Here is a 16961-nt window from a genome sequence, read left to right as displayed (position 1 = left end):
ATGAGTAGTTCCCTGGTCCGTGTTACCCCTCCTGCGCAACGACCGAGGTCCTCTCTTGCTTCTTGCCTGTGTTCTCACAATTTTCTTATCCAGCGCGGCTGCTGCCCCACTGGGTAAATGGCTAGGCCGTTCAGCTGGTTGGCTGCTCGCCCTTCCACTGCTCGCTGTCGCAGCGATCCTTGTCTCGCAGTTCTCTGCGGAGTCTGCACTGACCCAGACCGTGTCATGGATGCCCACGCTCGGGGTAGATCTCGCACTGCGCCTTGACGGACTGTCGCTGCTGTTTGCGTTGCTTGTTCTGGTTATTGGCGCTGCGGTGATGTTTTACTCCGCCAAGTACCTTGGTAAAGGCAAACAGAGCAGCTTCTACGTTTTGATGACGTTGTTCGCTGCGGCGATGCTGCTATTGGTGCTCGCTGACAACGTGGTGGTGTTGTTTGTTGCTTGGGAAGCGACAACATTATGTTCGTTCTTCCTCATTTCCCGGTCCGGGACGCACGCACAAGAGCCAGCTATCCGCACATTGCTGGTCACCGCTGCTGGCGGGTTGTCACTGCTTGCCGCCGTTGTCACGATGTCTGTGGTCACTGGCACCACGCAACTCTCTGAGATCCTCGTGTCCTCTGCGTGGAGCGACAACTCCACTTTCGCAACAACCGTTGCGGCGCTCCTTGCAGTAGCAGCGTTTACGAAGTCCGCGCAGTTCCCGTTCCAAGCATGGCTTCCCGATTCGATGGTTGCCATCACCCCAGTGAGCGCATACTTGCACGCTGCGGCCATGGTGAAAGCTGGCATCTACCTGCTTTTGCGTTTCTCACCTGCACTCGACGGCGTCATGTTGTGGCACGTCCTCCTTATCACCAGCGGTGTCATCACAGCACTCATTGGTGCCATTGCCGCGCTGAGACGCTACGACCTCAAAGAGCTCTTGGCGTACTCCACCATTTCCCAGCTTGGTCTTCTGGTCACCATGATTGGTGTGGGCACGGAGTATGCGCTAACCGCGGCGGTAGTCCACACCGCTGCACACGCGCTATTTAAGTCCGCCCTGTTCCTCTTTGTTGGGGTCATCGATCACGATGCGGGCACCCGAGATATCCGCGAACTTGCAACAATGCGCTTGAACATGCCGGTCACCAAAGTGGCAGTTACCTTGGCTGCCCTTTCCATGGCTGGTGTGCCACCACTGCTTGGGTTCATCTCCAAAGAGTCAATGTTCACTGCTTTCCTTGACGCACCAGGCCCAGCCTGGATCGGGGTGAGCGTAACGGTACTAACCGCCATCGCAGCGGTCTTTACCTTTGTGTACTCGGGGCGCATCGTTTTTGGTGCTTTTGGTGGCGACGGTTCACAGCGCACAGTACCCGAAGCTTCACCACTGTTTTGGGGGCCACCAGCGTTCACCGCAGCAGCCGGGCTGGTCTTCGGTCTTGTGCCACACCTTCTTGACCCACTTGCCTCAGCCGCTGCGTCAAGCGCAGTTGGATCTGAGGTTCACACACACCTTGCCCTGTGGCACGGTATAAACGCTGCACTTTTTGTTTCACTGGCGGTCCTCACCACTGGTGCCGTTCTTGTTGCATACCGCACCCGCCTTGAACCTCTCGTGACACGACTGCGTTTCCCCTTTTCAGCACTCGATGTTGTCGACGCGACTCGCGCAGGAATCATTGAGACAGGCGTGCGACTGGGGAAGCTCTCAGGCACAACATCTCCGCGCCTACACTTGGCCATCCCAGCCGTAGTGGTCAGCCTCATCGCAGTGTACGGAGCAACCCACCTACACACACTTCCACCCATCGTGGGCGAAACAAGCCGTCCCCTCGACTGGGTACTCGTGATCCTCGTTGCAGCAGGAACCATCGCGACGGTGCGCGCCCAAACACGTATCTCCGCGGCAGTGGTCACCGGTGTTGTGGGGTTCTCCATGACACTGTGGTTCTTCACGCTCGGCGCAGCAGACGTTGCGCTCACCCAGTTGCTCGTCGAAATCCTGACACTGTGCGTCATGGTGTTGCTGTTGCGCCGCCTGCCACGCCGATTCTCCGTGGAACCAGTGCGCAAACGCATTCCTGCCGCTGTCATCGCGATCAGCGCTGGCCTCGCCACCACCTTCGGGGTGTGGGCGCTCACCGGACGTCGGGACCTGTCGCCAGCAGCACAGTATTACCTGCAAGAAGGTGAACAAACCACCGGTGGAGCAAACATTGTCAACACCATTCTGGTGGACTTCCGTGCGTTCGACACCCTCGGGGAACTCAGTGTTCTCGGTATTGCAGGTGTCGCCATCGCGGCGCTTTTGACATCACGCAAACCGGTCGCTATCCGCTCTGCTGACCTTGATGAGGATTCCCCGCTAGCAGACTCCCGCCAAAACACCGTTTTCGTTCGAAGTATTACCCGGTGGGTGGGTCCACTTGTGGTGATTATGTCGGTCATCCTCTTGCTGCGGGGTCACCAAGAACCTGGTGGTGGTTTCATCGCAGCATTGATCGGTGGTGCTGGCTTCACCTTGCTCTACCTCGCAGCCCCCTCTGACACGGCGGCACGTATCCGCCTGCCCTACCTCTCCCTCATTGGAGCTGGGGTTGTGATCGGAACCGGAACGGGACTTTTGGGTTACCTCGAAGGGTCCTTCCTCACTCCCATCCACTTCTACATATTCGAGATGCACTTCACAACCGCACTGATTTTCGATGTTGGTGTGTACCTCTCAGTTGTTGGTGTCATCCTCGCGGCGCTGAACCTCTTGGGCCGCCAACACCGATTGGGACAGCAACATGCCTGGACCTCTGACCACGACACCACAGACAAAAACGAGGAGGTGAGTTCACGATGACACTGGCCATTACAGCTGGAATCCTTGTCGCTGGGGCAGTCTATTTGCTCCTCAAACCAGAGATGCTTCGCATCATTCTCGGTTTTGTCCTACTCAGTCACGCCGCGAACCTCATCATTATGGCGGCTGGCAACTCCTCACGCCGTGAAGAACCTTTCGGGACGTTCACCGACCTCACCAACGCCGCTGATCCCCTCCCCCAAGCTTTCGTGCTCACCGCAATTGTTATCGCGTTCTCCATCACGGTGCTGATGCTGGTGCTGGCTGTCACCGGAAAAAACGATGACAACACCTCTGTCTCCCCACCAACTGACGCGGACGACGCAGCACCACAGGCCACCGATGACGCTGCAGCCACCACGCCAGGTGACGACGCCGCCACAGCACCCACGACGACGCAGGAGCCCACGTCATGATCGCTTCTACCCTGCCGCTCTTCGTAGCTCTTCCCCTCATCACCGCTGGGTTGCTCATCGTATTCGGTGACCGTCCCCTCCTTCACCGTCTCACTCTCTTCACAATCCTTGGGGCTTCGCTCCTTGGTGGGATTGTTCTGATCCTGGAATTTGTTGACGGTGGGGCGCTCGCACACGGTGTGGGTATGTGGCCAGTTGGGATTGCTATTCCCTTCGTGGCAGACATGTTCACCGCCCTGATGTTGGTAGTTACCGGGACACTCACCATCGTGTGCGCCGCCTTCGCCTACGTGTCGCAACAGGGCAGCAACAGGTTCTTTGCACCACTGATCCTTGCCCTTACTGCTGGTGTCAACGGCGCACTACTGACCGCTGACCTTTTCAACTTGTTCGTGTTCATCGAAGTTATGCTGCTCCCCTCCTACGCACTGTTCTTCCTTGCGCCTTCAGGGAAAGCACCACTGCGCAGGATCGCTGGAGCGCGCCTCTACGTCACACTGAACCTGCTCACCTCAACGATTTTCCTCGTTGGTGTTGGGTTTGTGTACGGCACCGCTGGAACAGTGAACATGGCTGAACTTGCTGGTCTCGCCAAAGAAAACGGCGCTGTCGCGTTCGCTGTCGCACTGTGCCTCTTCGCGCTCAGCATCAAAGCAGCAGCAGTCCCCGTACACGGGTGGCTTGCTCGCGCCTACCCGACAACGTCCCCGGCAATCACAGCGTTGTTCTCCGGCCTCCACACCAAAGTCGCGATCTATGGGATCTACCGCATCTATGCGGTGATCTTCGACGGAGACGCAACCTACCTGTGGGTTGGTGTTCTCCTCTTCTGCCTCACCATGGTTCTTGGCGTTTTTGGTGCTGTTGGGGAAAACACCACACGCTCCATCCTCGCCTTCCACATGGTCAGCCAGATCGGCTACATTCTGCTCGGTGTCGCACTATTCACCGAACTTGGATTAACCGCAGGTATCTTCTACCTACTGCACCACATGATTGTAAAAGCTTCGCTGTTCCTCTCCACCGGCGCCATCGAAGTGCGCTACGGTTCGGGGCAACTTGGCAGCGTCACCGGGATGCTGAAAAAGGAACCATGGATCGCTGCAACGTTCTTCATCGCAGCGCTTTCCCTCGCCGGTATACCACCCTTCTCAGGGTTTGTTGCCAAACTCAGCCTCATCATGGCGTCCATTGACGCAGGGCAAGTCGCAGCCGCTGTTGTGATGGTGCTTGTCAGCCTGGTCACGCTACTTTCTATGCTGAAAATTTGGTCAGGGGTTTTCTGGACCAAACACAAAGCAAACCCCTCACTCGACGACGCCGACCCAACAACGTTCGCTGCAATCCCCGCGTTAGAAACCCCTAGTTCGGACAGCGACACAGCAACAGTCGTGGCAACCCGGCCACGCATCGGGCTGGCACTTGCGGCACCATCCATGGTGCTCGCACTCATAACTATCTGCCTTGGTCTCGGCGGTGAACTCCTGCTTGGCCTCGCAGAAACAGCTGCAGCAGGGCTGCTCGACACAAGCTTCTACATTCAGGCGGTGATGGGTTCATGATGACCTGGCTAACGTGGCCGCTACGGGTCATTCGCTTCGCGTTCTGGTTTGCCTGGCAACTCGTGCTCTCCAACGTGGCAGTGGTGCGCGACAACATCACCACAGGGCAAAACTCCACCCCAGGGATCGCCCGGTACGTCACCGCGTGCCGCACTGACGGGGAAATCACGATGCTCGCCGCGCTCATCACCCTCACCCCAGGGACGCTGACCCTCGGCACAGACATCCACTACATTGACGATGAGCCATACCGGGTACTTTTTGTCCACGGCATGTATGCGCCGGACGCTGACGCGCTTCGCGCTGAACTATCCGTCATGGAAATTAACATGCTCAAAGCTGTGCGACGGAAAGGGGCACCCGCATGATTGGCGTAGACGTTGCCATTGTGATCCTTGCTCTGGCCTGTTTGGTCAGCACCTACAGAATCCTTGTTGGGCCTAGCGAAGCTGACCGTGCGAATGCTGGTGATCTCCTGTTCTTTGGCATCATAGGCCTCATTGCGCTATTCGGTGTGCGGGCAGAAAGCCCATTCACCTACGACATTCTCATTGTGGCGACACTTGTTGGGTTCCTCAGCGCGATTTCGTTGGCACGAGCACTCACCAGGGGGAAGCGATGAACCAGGTACTAGAAATTCTTGGAACCACCTTCATCATTCTTGGTGCTCTCCTCTTCGCTAGCGGAGCTTTGGGCCTGGTGCGTTTCCCTGACGCATACACGCGAGTGTCATCCGTTGGTACCGCCGGTGGAATCGGCATCATCCTGGTAATCGCTGGAACCGTTCTGCTCACCCCCAGCGTCTCCAATGTCCTCAAAGCGGTCATCGTTGTGGCTTTGCAACTGGCAACATCAGCCATTGGGTCCATTGCCATCGCACGCTCGGCGTACCTGACAGGTGTCCCGCTGTACAAGCAACTCTTCAACGACCTCGACACTGATGGCCACGTAACCCACGAAGGCGAAACTGACCGTTACGAAGAAGACATCGATTCGGCGAACTCAGCGGATTCGGCTGACGGGGCGACAGGTTCAGCTGACGTGGCGGAAAGTACTCCACAGGGACACGAACCACACAAGAACCCTCACAGCACGGCCTAGAACAACCTCACACTGCAACATGAGCCAACGCAGCACAGCACGAGTGTGACGGAGGGGATCAACAGCATTGCTGTTGATCCCCTCTTTTTATGCCCTGTCGTCATAGCACCCAACCTCAGGTCGCAACTCACAACAAATATCGGGCTTTACGGTTATTTTTTAAGGTTCTCTTAAGATATTTTTTGTTATGAATCTAGAGGTAATTAATGCGGTCAGTCAGTTTCGCCATTCCTGTTCTCCTCCTTAGTGCTGTGGTGGCCCTTGGCGGCTGCACTGTGGACGCTAGTTCACCACCTACCACTATTTCTTCCGCCACAGACGGCATTCAACATGTCAGTAGTGACACCTTTTCCATCACGGGCCACCCTGCGGTCGTTGAGTTAGAAGACGGCAATACGCGGCTGGTTTACCGCGTCGATCTGGAAAACCTGTCAGATGATGATTTGCGTAACGTCAACTTCCAGGTCAGTCCTCCCGCTGACCTCACGCCGTATTTGGCGACAGGGCCCATTGAGTCGCCAAAAACGAACTTTGACATCGCCTCTGCGAACAAGGAAGACAGTGACTTGGCACCTGGTGCGGGGCGCGGTATTGAACTTTCCGATGCGCGGTCATAAAGAAACCTACACAGTAGATGTAGCTGTCACAGATCCCGACGGTCTGCTGTCAGCCTCGTAGCCGCAAACCTTAGCCAGTAGTCGCCGGTGGTTAGCGCTGAACCCCTCACTGCGCGTTTACTGGCTCCAAGTATGGCATTGCTACGCCTTGGATCTCGTCCTGCATGTAGGCGATGATCTGCCTGCATCCTAGGAACCACAATGATGAGAAGACCGCCGAGGCAATGAAGCCAAAGAGCATCGGTGGGCCACCAACCAGGGCAATGAACATGGCATGCCCAAAGAGCACCATAAGAAGCACCCCAGCAACGACACCTGCTACGAGAAGAATGACCGACCACGGTTTATACGAGCCTGCCGCGATCTGGCCCCTCAACGCACCATTAGCTATCATCCACGTTGCCAATAGGCCCATTTCACAGGCTGCAAGCACACCAACAAGCAGCACCACATACAGTGGGGCGAGTTCCGCCACCTCCGGGTACCGGGCAGCGTATGACGAGGCAACGGCCGGAACGATGATTACTTGAGTAACAACTGCGAGGGCCGCTAGAAAAGCCACCACAATTCGCAGCATGAGTACTTGTTGCTTCGGCTCCATTGCACGTACCCCTTCGATGTTGTCCACCTGGTAACGCAGGCCACAAACCGAGTATCACATGTTGTCACATTCGACGGGAGGTGAATATGTGATGATTCCTTGCGCACTTTGTCCACATAGAAAATGATGCTCTGCGCCAATCAGCGCGCACATATCGCAGTCACTGACGCTGAGAGTGTCTTGTCATGTCACCGGTAATACACAAGAACCTGCGTTAGCTCCTGGTGGAGCTAACGCAGGTTCTTGTGTGGAAAATTGTGCCCCCAGTCGGACTCGAACCGACACTGGACCGATTTTAAGTCGGCTGCCTCTGCCATTGGGCTATGGGGGCTTGCGCGCCACATATGTGACATGCAAACGCGGGTGTCTGTGCTGGCCAGGCCAGCAGGTAACCCCAGTTAGGATACAACACGATGCCCGCCTCACACGAGGCGGGCATCGTCATGTCACAGAAGTGCAGGCAATTAGCTTGCTTTAGCCTCATCTGGCAGGCTCTTGGCCTGCTCAGCCTTCGGCTTGGGTGGGATCGCTGCGTTACGGAACTCGGCACGTGGGTCGTGCAGTGGGCCCAGTGGCACAAGTTCGCGACGCATCAGGTATACCGACAACCAACCGGTGGTGATACGCAGGCGACGTGAAATCGTTGGCATGGCGTACAGGTGGTACCCGCGGTGTGCGCACCAGGCGAAGAAGCCACGGAGCTTGATGCGGCCGAACAGAATAGCAACACCCTTGTGGAGGCCAAGTGACGCAACGGTCCCGAGGTTCTTGTGTGAGTATTCCTTGAGTTCACCGGAACGCAGTACTGCTGCGAGGTTGTCTCCGAGGAGTTTCGCTTGGCGCACAGCGTGCTGGGCGTTTGGTACACAGAAACCGTTAATTCCACCGTGTACGTCTGGCACTGCGGCACAGTCACCGGCGGCGTATGCGTCGGGGACAACATTGCCGTCAGCATCAATGACTTGGAGTTTGGTGTTTGTGGTGACACGGCCCATTTTGTCGCTGGGGAGGTCTGATTCACCGATAACTGGGTTAGCTTTCACACCAGCAGTCCACACGATGGTGTCGGTGTCGAACTCAACACCAGTTGAGGTGACAACGTGACCGTCTTCGCAAGAGGACAGGAATGCGGAGAGGTGGAACTCGATGCCACGGTTTTGCATCTCTTCGAGAGCGTACTGCGCCATTTCTTCAGTGAGCTCGGGCAGGATGCGGTTGGACCCTTCGATCATAACGAAGCGCAGGTCCTTGGGTTCAATGGTGGGGTACTGCTTCACGGCTGATTTAGCCATGTCTTCGATTTCGGCGATCGCTTCACAACCAGCGAATCCACCACCAACGAAGGTGAAAGTGAGCAGGCGTTCCCGGAGGCTTTTGTCCCACGTTGACGCGGCCACAATAATGCGGTCCAGTACGTGGTTGCGGACAGCGACTGCCTCTTCAACATTTTTGAAGCCGATGGCGTTTTCGGCGAGCCCTGGAATGGGGAGCACACGTGATACGGACCCCAAACCCACGATGAGGTGGTCGTAGGTGATCTCGTACGAGTCGCCAATTTCTGGGGTCACAACAACGGTTTTGTCGCCGTGACGGATCTCGGTGACTTTACCCATCAGTGTGTCGATGTTCTTCAACGCGCGGTTGTGTGGTGCAACAACATCGCGGTCAGAGATAGAACCCGCAGCGACTTCTGGGAGGAAGGGCGCGTAGGTCATGTAGGGGCGCGGGTCGATGACGACGATCGCAGCTTCCCGGCGTCCAAGGCGCTGCCGGAGACGCTTCGCAGAGTACAGGCCTACCGACCCACCGCCGAGAACAACGATGCGCGGGACCTTGCGTGGACGTGGCGTTGCGGCTGCCTCACTGTCAGCAGCCTTGTCGGTGAGTTCGGTTGTCTGTGACATAGTCCAATCGTATGACCGGGACGAAAGTCCAGCACTATCCGCGGGGCGTGATTACCAGCACATCCCATGAATCTTCTATGATCTGGGCCCGGTGTTTCTTTACCCGCACCTGACCCACCACCCCAAAGGTCCCAGATTTACCCCAAGGACAACGCAATGCCGTCCAAAATGTCATGTTCGCTCGTAATAGTGGTGGTGAGTTTTCCACCCGCTTGAGCAACAGCGGCTTGCACTCGGGCCATAACTGTTGACCACACCAATGCTCCAGCACCAATGACATCAACTCGTCCAGGGTGCATGAACCCCAACGCGGCACGCTCAGCACGGTTGCGGTGCAGCAAGTCATTGCAGGCTACTTGAGCATCAACCAACGTTGTGCTGGCCCCGTTAATTTGGTCGCGGTCATACTCACGCAGCTTCTTCACGTGTGCGGTCACCGTGGTGATTGACCCAGCCAACCCCACAAGCGTCGCGGTTCGCTCGATAGGTACTATCCGTGCAGCCTCATCGATTGCAGCGTTGATGTCCGCTGCGGCTGCGTTGATCTCTTCCTGTGTTGGCGGGTCAGACAACAAGTGACGTTCCGTCATGCGAACACACCCAACGTCCATGGAGTAAGCCGCTGCCGGTGATTGGGTTCCCAACACAAGTTCCGTGGACCCACCCCCTAAGTCAACAACGAGGTAGGGGCCACGGTGTCCGTCACCCAGCGCTGATACAGCGCCTGTGAAACTCAAAGCGGCTTCTTCATCTCCGCTCACCACTTCTGGTTCAACACCAATGGCGTTGCGCACACCGTCAACAAAGTCTTGCCGGTTCTCTGCGTCCCGTGTCGCTGATGTTGCGACAAAACGAATGCGTTCAACCCCGTATTGGGCGCACAACTGCGCGTAGCGAGCAGTCGCCTCAAGTGTTCGCGCGAGAGCGTCATCAGCGAGACGTCCGGTTTTGTCGACTCCTTGACCGAGGCGAACAACTTCCATCAGGCGCACGTGATCCACCACTGTGCCGGTACCCGCATTGACATCGGCAATGAGCAATCGAATGGAGTTGGTGCCACAGTCAATGGCTGCCACACGGGTGCTCCCTGCAAGAGGGGCGGCAATGACGGTTTCAGGCTGAGGGGTGGTGCTCACAGGGTTTCCTTCGCAATACAGGGGGCGGTTAAGCAGGTGATGATCGGTGAAACACGGGGGTGAGTCAGCGGCACAACAAGGTCAGCACGTGCAGTTCTGAGGTGTCCACTGTGTTGCAATAAGTTCCAACGCTTCATCTCCCAAAGGCTGGATACCAGGGCCAGCAGCCAACGCGTGACCAACCAACACATGGAGGCACTTGACGCGCGTAGGCATGCCACCAGCGGAAATACCGTCAATCTCTTCTACGTGACCAAGAGTTTCCCGCTCAGTGAGGTAGTGTTCGTGCGCCCGACGGTAGTGGGCGGCAAGGTCTTCGTCCTGCGTGAGACGCTCAGACATTTCCTTCATCAGACCGGCAGCTTCTAGTCTGCTCACCGCTGCGACCGCGTCGGGGTGGGTTAAATAAAACGTGGTGGGGAACGGTGTACCGTCCTCTAACCGCGGGGCAGTGCGTACCACTGTGGGGCGCCCACACGCACAGCGTGCGGCAATTGCCACTACACCTCGCGGTGTCCGGCCCAATTGTTCACGCAGGGCCTGGATGTCGCCTGGAGTTACTTCTGACTGAGGAGTGGTCACGCGTCTGTCCTTGAGTGGGGTAAAGGGTGCGGCTCTATTGTCCCTCATCGGTGGAGGGTTGCTCACCTTCCGGCGGAGTGGCATCTTCACCGGCACCACTGTCGTCACTGTCGTCGGGTTGATTGTCCGCATCTTCACCCGGTGCGTCATCCAACGATCCTGCTTCTTGGACTGAATCCCACAGTGTTGAGTACCACGGCTGTTTCATAGCAGGCTTAATCACCGGTTGCTCTTGGTTTTCCTGAACAAGTTGCGCATTCTCCGAATCCATCACCCGGTAGGGGATCTCACCTGGAAAAACAAACGTCAACCGTTCACGAGCTTGAGCAATAACGTACGAGTCGTCTTGCCAGCGTTCAAGCTGGTTTTCCAAGTCAGCGTTAATTGTTTCCTGGACTTGGATTTGTTCCCGCAGTTCTGCAAGTTGGTTGTACTGCTTCATGTAGTTGCGCACCACTGGCACAAGAAGGCTCGCACACATGAGGACAACCAACCCCAACACAACAAGGCGGGATGTTCCTGATTGCAACACACCAACGGCACGGTTTTTCGTCCGGTAAGCGGACGCACCTGATGCGGGTTTCTTCGTGTGCTGAGTTGCCTTTGCAGAAGTGTCAGCAGGCGAATTCGCCGACGCCCTCTTCCTCGGAGCGGATGCGCGCTCCGGAGGTTTCTTCGCTCCGCGTTGAACTCCGCGTTGAACTCCGCGTTGCACTCCGCGTTGCGGTGAGGATGTCCCACGTTGGGATGTGGAAGAACTGGCCTGTTTTTTACTTGCGGTCGTCGGGGTTTTCCTCGCCCCAGCTTGTGAAACCTGCCCCGACGATGGGCGCCCCGCTCTGGACGACCCACTGCTGCGGTCCTGGGAGCTACGGGGTCGCGAACCGCCACCCTGAGGGCGGGGAGCTGGAGGTCGCGAGGCTGGCATACCCCCATTCTGCCCTGCCTGACCGGCTTTTCACGGCAGGCCCTCGTTGTGTGGCACTTTTTCACAACTCTTTCGCGTCACATCCTTCTCGCTGTCAGGCAATGCACGATGCCCTCGTGCGTGACCTGAGAAGGACAACACACGAGGGCATCGAGAGATGGACAAGCACATCACTCACTGTTCACACAGTGAGTAGGGTGTGGTCAGCCCTTGTAACGTGGGAACGCTGAGGTACCAGCGTAACGAGCTGCATCGCCCAGCTGAGCTTCGATGCGAAGAAGCTGGTTGTACTTGTTGATGCGCTCGCCACGTGCAGGTGCACCAGTCTTGATCTGGCCAGCGTTCGTTGCCACAGCAAGGTCAGCAATGGTGGTGTCTTCGGTCTCACCTGAACGGTGTGAGGTCATTGCGAAGAAACCGGCGCGCTGTGCCATCTGCACTGCGTCAAGGGTTTCGGTCAGTGAACCGATTTGGTTGAGCTTCACGAGGAGGGCGTTTGCGGCCTTCTCGTCAATTCCACGGCCCAGGCGCTCAGGGTTTGTGACGAAGAGGTCGTCACCAACGATTTGAGTCTTGTCACCGATAGCGGCAACAAGCTTGGACCATGATGCCCACTCGTCTTCTGACAGTGGGTCTTCGATGGAAACCAGTGGGTAGTCTGCAACGAGCTGAGCGTAGAACTCAATCATCTCGTCACCAGTCTTCTCGCCACCCTCCCAGTTGTACACACCCTTCTTCTCGTCGAAGAACTCGGTGGCTGCAACGTCAAGAGCAAGAGCGATCTGGTCACCAGGAGTGAAGCCAGCCTTTTCGATTGCCTCGATGATGAGGTCAAGAGCGGCACGGTTTGACTCGAGGTTTGGCGCGAAACCACCCTCGTCACCAAGACCAGTTGCCAGACCCTTGGTCTTGAGAACAGCCTTGAGGGAGTGGTAAACCTCAGCACCCCAACGCAGTGCTTCCTTGAAGGAAGGTGCACCGATAGGAGCGATCATGAATTCCTGGATGTCAACGTTGGAGTCAGCGTGTGACCCACCGTTGAGGATGTTCATCATAGGAACGGGAAGGGTGTGAGCGTTTGGGCCACCAACGTACTTGTACAGGGGCAGTCCAGCGGACTCTGCAGCTGCGTGTGCAACGGCGAGGGAAACACCGAGGATAGCGTTGGCGCCATACTTGCCCTTGTTTGCGGTGCCGTCGAGCTCGATGAGCTTGGCGTCGATCGCACGCTGGTCATCAGCGTCGAAGCCTTCTTCGACGAGTGCTGGACCAAAAACCTCGTTCACAGCTTCAACAGCCTTGGCAACACCCTTGCCGAGGTAACGTGACTTGTCACCGTCACGAAGTTCAACAGCCTCAAATGCACCGGTTGATGCACCGGAGGGAACACCGGCACGACCGATCGCACCGTCTTCAAGGATGACCTCGACCTCAAGGGTTGGGTTTCCGCGGGAGTCGAGGATCTCGAGTGCGCGTACGGATTCGATAAATGCCACTGTGGGGCTCCTTCAAGAGACGTGAATGTACAAAACTCAGGGTACGTGAACGCTGTGTCACACCGTCGGGCTATTCGTCCTATGGTTGTTCAACGCTCTGCACCCGCGCTTCTACCGCACGGATGGCGGCTCGTAACGCGGATTCGGCATCGACTCCCACGGTGTGTGCGCTTCGCACAATGTCGAGGAGCTGCGATCCGATCACCTCAGCGTCACTCCCATTGTCCACCTTTTGTCCTGGGACTTCCAGCGCGGTCACAAACTGTTCATCACGACTCAACCGTCCCACCACTTTCTGGGCCCGCGATAACGCACCCTGAGCGTGGGAGATTCCCTCCAACACCGATGAGCGCTGCTTCTCCTGCTGCTTCAACTCTTCCCACGCCGACCGCACGTCCTCAGCGGTACGTGGACGGGCATCGGCCGCAGTGTCTGCGTTGCCAGTGGTGTCGGGCGAGACGGTTTCATGAGCCGAGGTGGTGGAGGGAGCAAAAACGTGAGGGTGACGAAACCGGAGCTTGTCAGCTAACCCTTGGGCGACATCGTCAATGGAAAAAGGCTGCTGCGGGTGCTCTTCCGCGATCCGGGCATGAAAAAGTACCTGCAAAAGCACGTCACCGAGCTCTTCGCGCATGTGGTTGCGGTCACCTGACTCAATAGCATCCACCAATTCGTAGGTTTCCTCCAAGAGGTAACGCACCAGCGACTCGTGTGTTTGCTCGCGATCCCATGGGCAGCCCCCTTGAGAACGCAGGCGATCCATCACCTCAATCACGTCCGCTACTCCCGTTCCACGTTCAGCGGATGGGGAAGGCTCCGTTGTCTGCGCAGATTCACGAGCGGAACGTGGGACATTCGACTCTGGACCGCTCGTGGGTGGCAACGGACCAGGTGAATTGTGTTGAGTACTCACACTGCTATTGCATCACAGCCCACTCGCGCCGTGGGCTGTAGACCACACACCACCGACGTGCTCCACACACAGCACGATGCGCACCCAACTTTGCGCGGGCGCCGCAGTTCACCCCATGGGTTACTTGCCCCGGTGCCTGGTCAGAACCCATGTACTGGTTCCTTGCTGGCGCTCAAACGTCATTGCAGAAACAAGCGCCTCAATGAGCGCTAACCCACGCCCGGACTCCTCGTCATCGTCAGGAGTGCCAGCTGTGAGATCTGTGGGGGGCGCTGTGGCGTGAAATGCGCTGATGCGCGCGGTGAGAACATCAGGCTGCACCAAAATATCCACCCCTATTTGGACGGATTTGGTGTCCTGTGGTTGGGCATGCTGCACAACATTCGCCGCAGACTCAATAATTGCCGTGGTAAATGTCATCTGATCGATGTCGCTAATTTCAGGAACATCCGACCATAAGCCATCGAGCATCTCATGAATACTGGTGATCGCCGACTCTTGGGCAATACCATGAAAGGATCGCGTGACCTGCGCCCCAGTCATCGTTGATACGCCTCACTGGGCGAAGCATATGGTTTCAAAATTCGGTCCATACTCGTGAGCTCCAACACCATACGAACCTGTGGTTGCACCGATGCGATACGTAAGTCACCGCCTGCCTGGCGGGCGACTTTCAAGCTGGCAACAAGAGCTCCCAAACCTGATGAATCCATGAAATCTGTTTCTGCAAAATCGATGACAACAAAGGGGTCATTCTGAGCAACAACATCTGTAACATATTGCCTGAGTTGTGGAGCTGAGACCATATTCAGGCGTCCATTGATAGAAATGATGGTGTATCCATCGGCAGATCGGTGGCTAAGTTCCATGAGGTAGATGCCTTCCATTCAGTGGTGTGCGGTCGTTGATTGATTTTCGCTATCTGGAGCGAAGCCTTTGTATAGAATTGCGCGCCACAGGACCGAGAAAATCACCAGATCAAAAATCACCCATGCAACGTTCACTGCTGTCCCAAGTGGCTCATTCAGGCCAGCAACAAGGCGAGCTATCCCCACACCAGCCGCGATGACAAGTGCAACTGAGGCAACTATTTGCGGCCACACAAGACGCCAGCTACCAGCACCAGACTGACGCGCCTTAGGTGTCACAGCGAACCCCAAAGGCTTGCCGAACCAAACATTTCGCGCCGCAGTTGTGCAGGCTTTAATCCACGTAGGAAAAAGCGCCAAACTATATTGTTGAGCACGCCATGTAGGCATCCCTTTACCCACTACAGCAAAGAGGAGCTGATTTGCGATCATGAACGGCAAGAATCGCAAGAAGAAATCCCAGCTGAGGCTAGTGACCGGGAGAATACCAAAGAGTAGGTAAATAACTGGGGCAGCAATATAAACAATCGTCACGAATCCAACAAGGTAACTCCACATTGTTCCGAAGTACATTAGACGCTGACCAAAACTCAGCCCACGCTGCACAAGTGGGTTCTCCCGCAACATCACCTGAATGGTTCCCTGCGCCCAACGCAAGCGCTGCGTCAGCATCGTTTTAATGTCCTCAGGGGCGAGACCATGAGCAAGGATTTCGTGGTGGTATACGCTGCGCCACCCCATCGCGTGGAGACGCATTGACGTTGCCATATCTTCGGTGACTGAAATCGTGGCCAGTGGCATGATGGGTTGCGCCTCACCGTCCCGTTCAACAGAGAGCAGGTCAAGCACGACTTGCACTGACTCAAGCGCGCCGAGAGGTGACCAGTCTCGGGCTGACATCCTATCTATGACCTCATCAGGAATCTCCATCACATCGGAGTCCTCAACCCGGTGTCTCCCCTGTACTTCCAACGCCCGAATCTCATCAAGGTCAGCACGCAACGCGGTGATGTCAGCGCGGACAAGCCCACTCACGGCCTCATCGACTTGGCTACGTACCTGGAACGTAATATCCCCCAGCGCCTCCCCGGCAGCCAACCTCACTTCCGCGTCACGAGTCGCTGACTCGACCCGGTTAAGAGCATCGCGAATCAGTGGTTGGTTGGCGTCGGTAGCACGCCGGGCACGTCGAATCGCTGATCGCGATGCGGACAACGCACGGTGCACACTCTTCTCTGTGTCTTTGACATACCGCACAAGCCCCAACTGCATCAACGCTTCGCGCCGCAGGACAGCATTTGAACCACAGAAGAATGCCGCGTTCCATCCGTCTTTACCTTGCTGAATGGGCCCATAAAATAGCTTCGCTTGACTACCCAAAGGGTCACTCGGTGGCACATTCACGAAATACTGAGGCGTTTGGACCAGCGCAACCTCATCGTCAGAGAAGTAACCCAGAGTATGGTCAAGAATCCGCGGATCAGGAATTTGATCGGCATCAAGAATTAAAATGAATTCGCCATGGGTTTCCATCAAGGCATTGTTGAGATTTCCAGCCTTAGCATGCCGCGGCACCGAAGAATCCCAATCCTGCGACCGAGTGACATACCCAATATTATTCGCCTGAGCAAGTTCCAGGAGAGCTGGCCGGTCACCATCATCGAGGATCCACGTTGTGTGGGGTGTCGTGATGCGTTGAGCGGCGAGGGCAGTATTCATCACCATATCTAAATCTTCGTTATACGTAGTGATGAAAACATCTACTGTGGCATCTGCTGGCGCAGGCGGCGCACCATGACGGACCTTGAGACGCCACACGGTCATCCCAAAAAGCATCACGTCAATAAGGCTGTATGTTTCAGCAATAATCAACGGAACGGCAATCCACCACGCATCCCAGTTGAGGGAAAACAGCCAACGCCACGCGATGTAATTCACCCCAAGAATAACTGTGAGGGTAACAATGAGCCTGATCCAAAAGAGCCTCATAGTGCGAT

The 16961-nt window shown here is 56.3% G+C and carries 17 protein-coding genes and 1 tRNA gene; 7 read left to right on the top strand and 11 right to left on the bottom strand.

The window, feature by feature from the left end; translation table 11 throughout:
- Nucleotides 1-19 precede the first annotated feature (19 nt).
- The 7 genes from G538_RS15030 to G538_RS0104285 all read left to right on the top strand — a co-directional run bounded on the left by G538_RS15030 (nucleotide 20) and on the right by G538_RS0104285 (nucleotide 6535).
- The gene (locus tag G538_RS15030; RefSeq protein ID WP_245566787.1) at nucleotides 20-2839 is read left to right on the top strand and encodes a DUF4040 family protein; all 2820 of its coding nucleotides are present in this window, start codon (nucleotides 20-22) and stop codon (nucleotides 2837-2839) included.
- Nucleotides 2836-3255, top strand: coding sequence for a cation:proton antiporter subunit C (locus tag G538_RS15025; RefSeq protein WP_157544293.1), 420 nt, complete (start codon nucleotides 2836-2838; stop codon nucleotides 3253-3255). The genes G538_RS15030 and G538_RS15025 overlap by 4 nt, the downstream gene beginning before the upstream one ends.
- Entirely contained in the window at nucleotides 3252-4817 is a 1566-nt protein-coding gene (locus G538_RS0104305) for a monovalent cation/H+ antiporter subunit D family protein (protein ID WP_029068353.1), read from the top strand. The genes G538_RS15025 and G538_RS0104305 overlap by 4 nt, the downstream gene beginning before the upstream one ends.
- A complete protein-coding gene (locus G538_RS0104300) occupies nucleotides 4814-5185 on the top strand; it encodes a Na+/H+ antiporter subunit E (protein WP_029068352.1) in 372 nt (123 codons plus the stop codon). The genes G538_RS0104305 and G538_RS0104300 overlap by 4 nt, the downstream gene beginning before the upstream one ends.
- Nucleotides 5182-5439 carry an MrpF/PhaF family protein gene (locus tag G538_RS0104295; protein ID WP_029068351.1) on the top strand — a complete coding sequence of 86 codons (258 nt, stop codon included), beginning with the start codon at nucleotides 5182-5184 and terminating at the stop codon, nucleotides 5437-5439. Before G538_RS0104300 ends, G538_RS0104295 begins: the two co-directional genes overlap by 4 nt.
- Nucleotides 5436-5918, top strand: a complete 483-nt coding sequence (locus G538_RS15020) for a cation:proton antiporter (protein ID WP_084618071.1) — start codon at nucleotides 5436-5438, stop codon at nucleotides 5916-5918. Before G538_RS0104295 ends, G538_RS15020 begins: the two co-directional genes overlap by 4 nt.
- Nucleotides 5919-6124: 206 nt before the next feature.
- On the top strand, nucleotides 6125-6535 hold the full coding sequence (locus tag G538_RS0104285; protein ID WP_029068350.1) for a hypothetical protein: 411 nt from the start codon (nucleotides 6125-6127) through the stop codon (nucleotides 6533-6535).
- Nucleotides 6536-6641: 106 nt separating this feature from the next.
- On the opposite strand, the gene G538_RS0104280 is transcribed toward G538_RS0104285, so the two are convergent.
- From G538_RS0104280 to G538_RS0104230, 11 genes are all read right to left on the bottom strand, one after another.
- Nucleotides 6642-7136 (bottom strand): hypothetical protein, encoded by a 495-nt coding sequence (locus tag G538_RS0104280; RefSeq protein WP_029068349.1) that lies wholly within the window; start codon nucleotides 7134-7136, stop codon nucleotides 6642-6644.
- A gap of 258 nt (nucleotides 7137-7394) precedes the next feature.
- A tRNA-Leu gene (locus tag G538_RS0104275) sits at nucleotides 7395-7467 on the bottom strand.
- 133 nt (nucleotides 7468-7600) lie between these two features.
- On the bottom strand, nucleotides 7601-9040 hold the full coding sequence (locus tag G538_RS0104270) for an NAD(P)/FAD-dependent oxidoreductase (RefSeq protein ID WP_029068348.1): 1440 nt from the start codon (nucleotides 9038-9040) through the stop codon (nucleotides 7601-7603).
- 137 nt (nucleotides 9041-9177) lie between these two features.
- A complete protein-coding gene (locus tag G538_RS0104265) occupies nucleotides 9178-10176 on the bottom strand; it encodes a Ppx/GppA phosphatase family protein (protein WP_245566786.1) in 999 nt (332 codons plus the stop codon).
- An 81-nt stretch (nucleotides 10177-10257) separates the two neighbouring features.
- Nucleotides 10258-10758 carry a DUF501 domain-containing protein gene (locus tag G538_RS0104260; protein ID WP_029068346.1) on the bottom strand — a complete coding sequence of 167 codons (501 nt, stop codon included), beginning with the start codon at nucleotides 10756-10758 and terminating at the stop codon, nucleotides 10258-10260.
- A gap of 34 nt (nucleotides 10759-10792) precedes the next feature.
- Nucleotides 10793-11686, bottom strand: a complete 894-nt coding sequence (locus G538_RS15015; RefSeq protein ID WP_084618067.1) for an FtsB family cell division protein — start codon at nucleotides 11684-11686, stop codon at nucleotides 10793-10795.
- A gap of 203 nt (nucleotides 11687-11889) precedes the next feature.
- On the bottom strand, nucleotides 11890-13182 hold the full coding sequence (gene eno, locus G538_RS0104250) for a phosphopyruvate hydratase (RefSeq protein ID WP_029068345.1): 1293 nt from the start codon (nucleotides 13180-13182) through the stop codon (nucleotides 11890-11892).
- Nucleotides 13183-13261: 79 nt separating this feature from the next.
- Nucleotides 13262-14095 (bottom strand): nucleoside triphosphate pyrophosphohydrolase, encoded by an 834-nt coding sequence (locus G538_RS15010; protein WP_245566785.1) that lies wholly within the window; start codon nucleotides 14093-14095, stop codon nucleotides 13262-13264.
- A 120-nt stretch (nucleotides 14096-14215) separates the two neighbouring features.
- On the bottom strand, nucleotides 14216-14638 hold the full coding sequence (locus G538_RS0104240; RefSeq protein ID WP_029068344.1) for an ATP-binding protein: 423 nt from the start codon (nucleotides 14636-14638) through the stop codon (nucleotides 14216-14218).
- Nucleotides 14635-14964: an STAS domain-containing protein gene (locus G538_RS0104235; RefSeq protein ID WP_029068343.1), complete on the bottom strand. Its 330-nt coding sequence runs from the start codon at nucleotides 14962-14964 to the stop codon at nucleotides 14635-14637. Before G538_RS0104235 ends, G538_RS0104240 begins: the two co-directional genes overlap by 4 nt.
- 18 nt (nucleotides 14965-14982) lie before the next feature.
- Entirely contained in the window at nucleotides 14983-16953 is a 1971-nt protein-coding gene (locus tag G538_RS0104230) for a glycosyltransferase family 2 protein (RefSeq protein ID WP_029068342.1), read from the bottom strand.
- Nucleotides 16954-16961 lie beyond the last annotated feature (8 nt).

The organism is Jonesia quinghaiensis DSM 15701, assembly GCF_000423205.1.
GTDB classification, from domain to species: domain Bacteria; phylum Actinomycetota; class Actinomycetes; order Actinomycetales; family Cellulomonadaceae; genus Jonesia; species Jonesia quinghaiensis.
The sequence above is the reverse complement of the archived record's forward strand: the minus strand, read 5'-3'. Positions and strand labels throughout refer to the sequence as shown.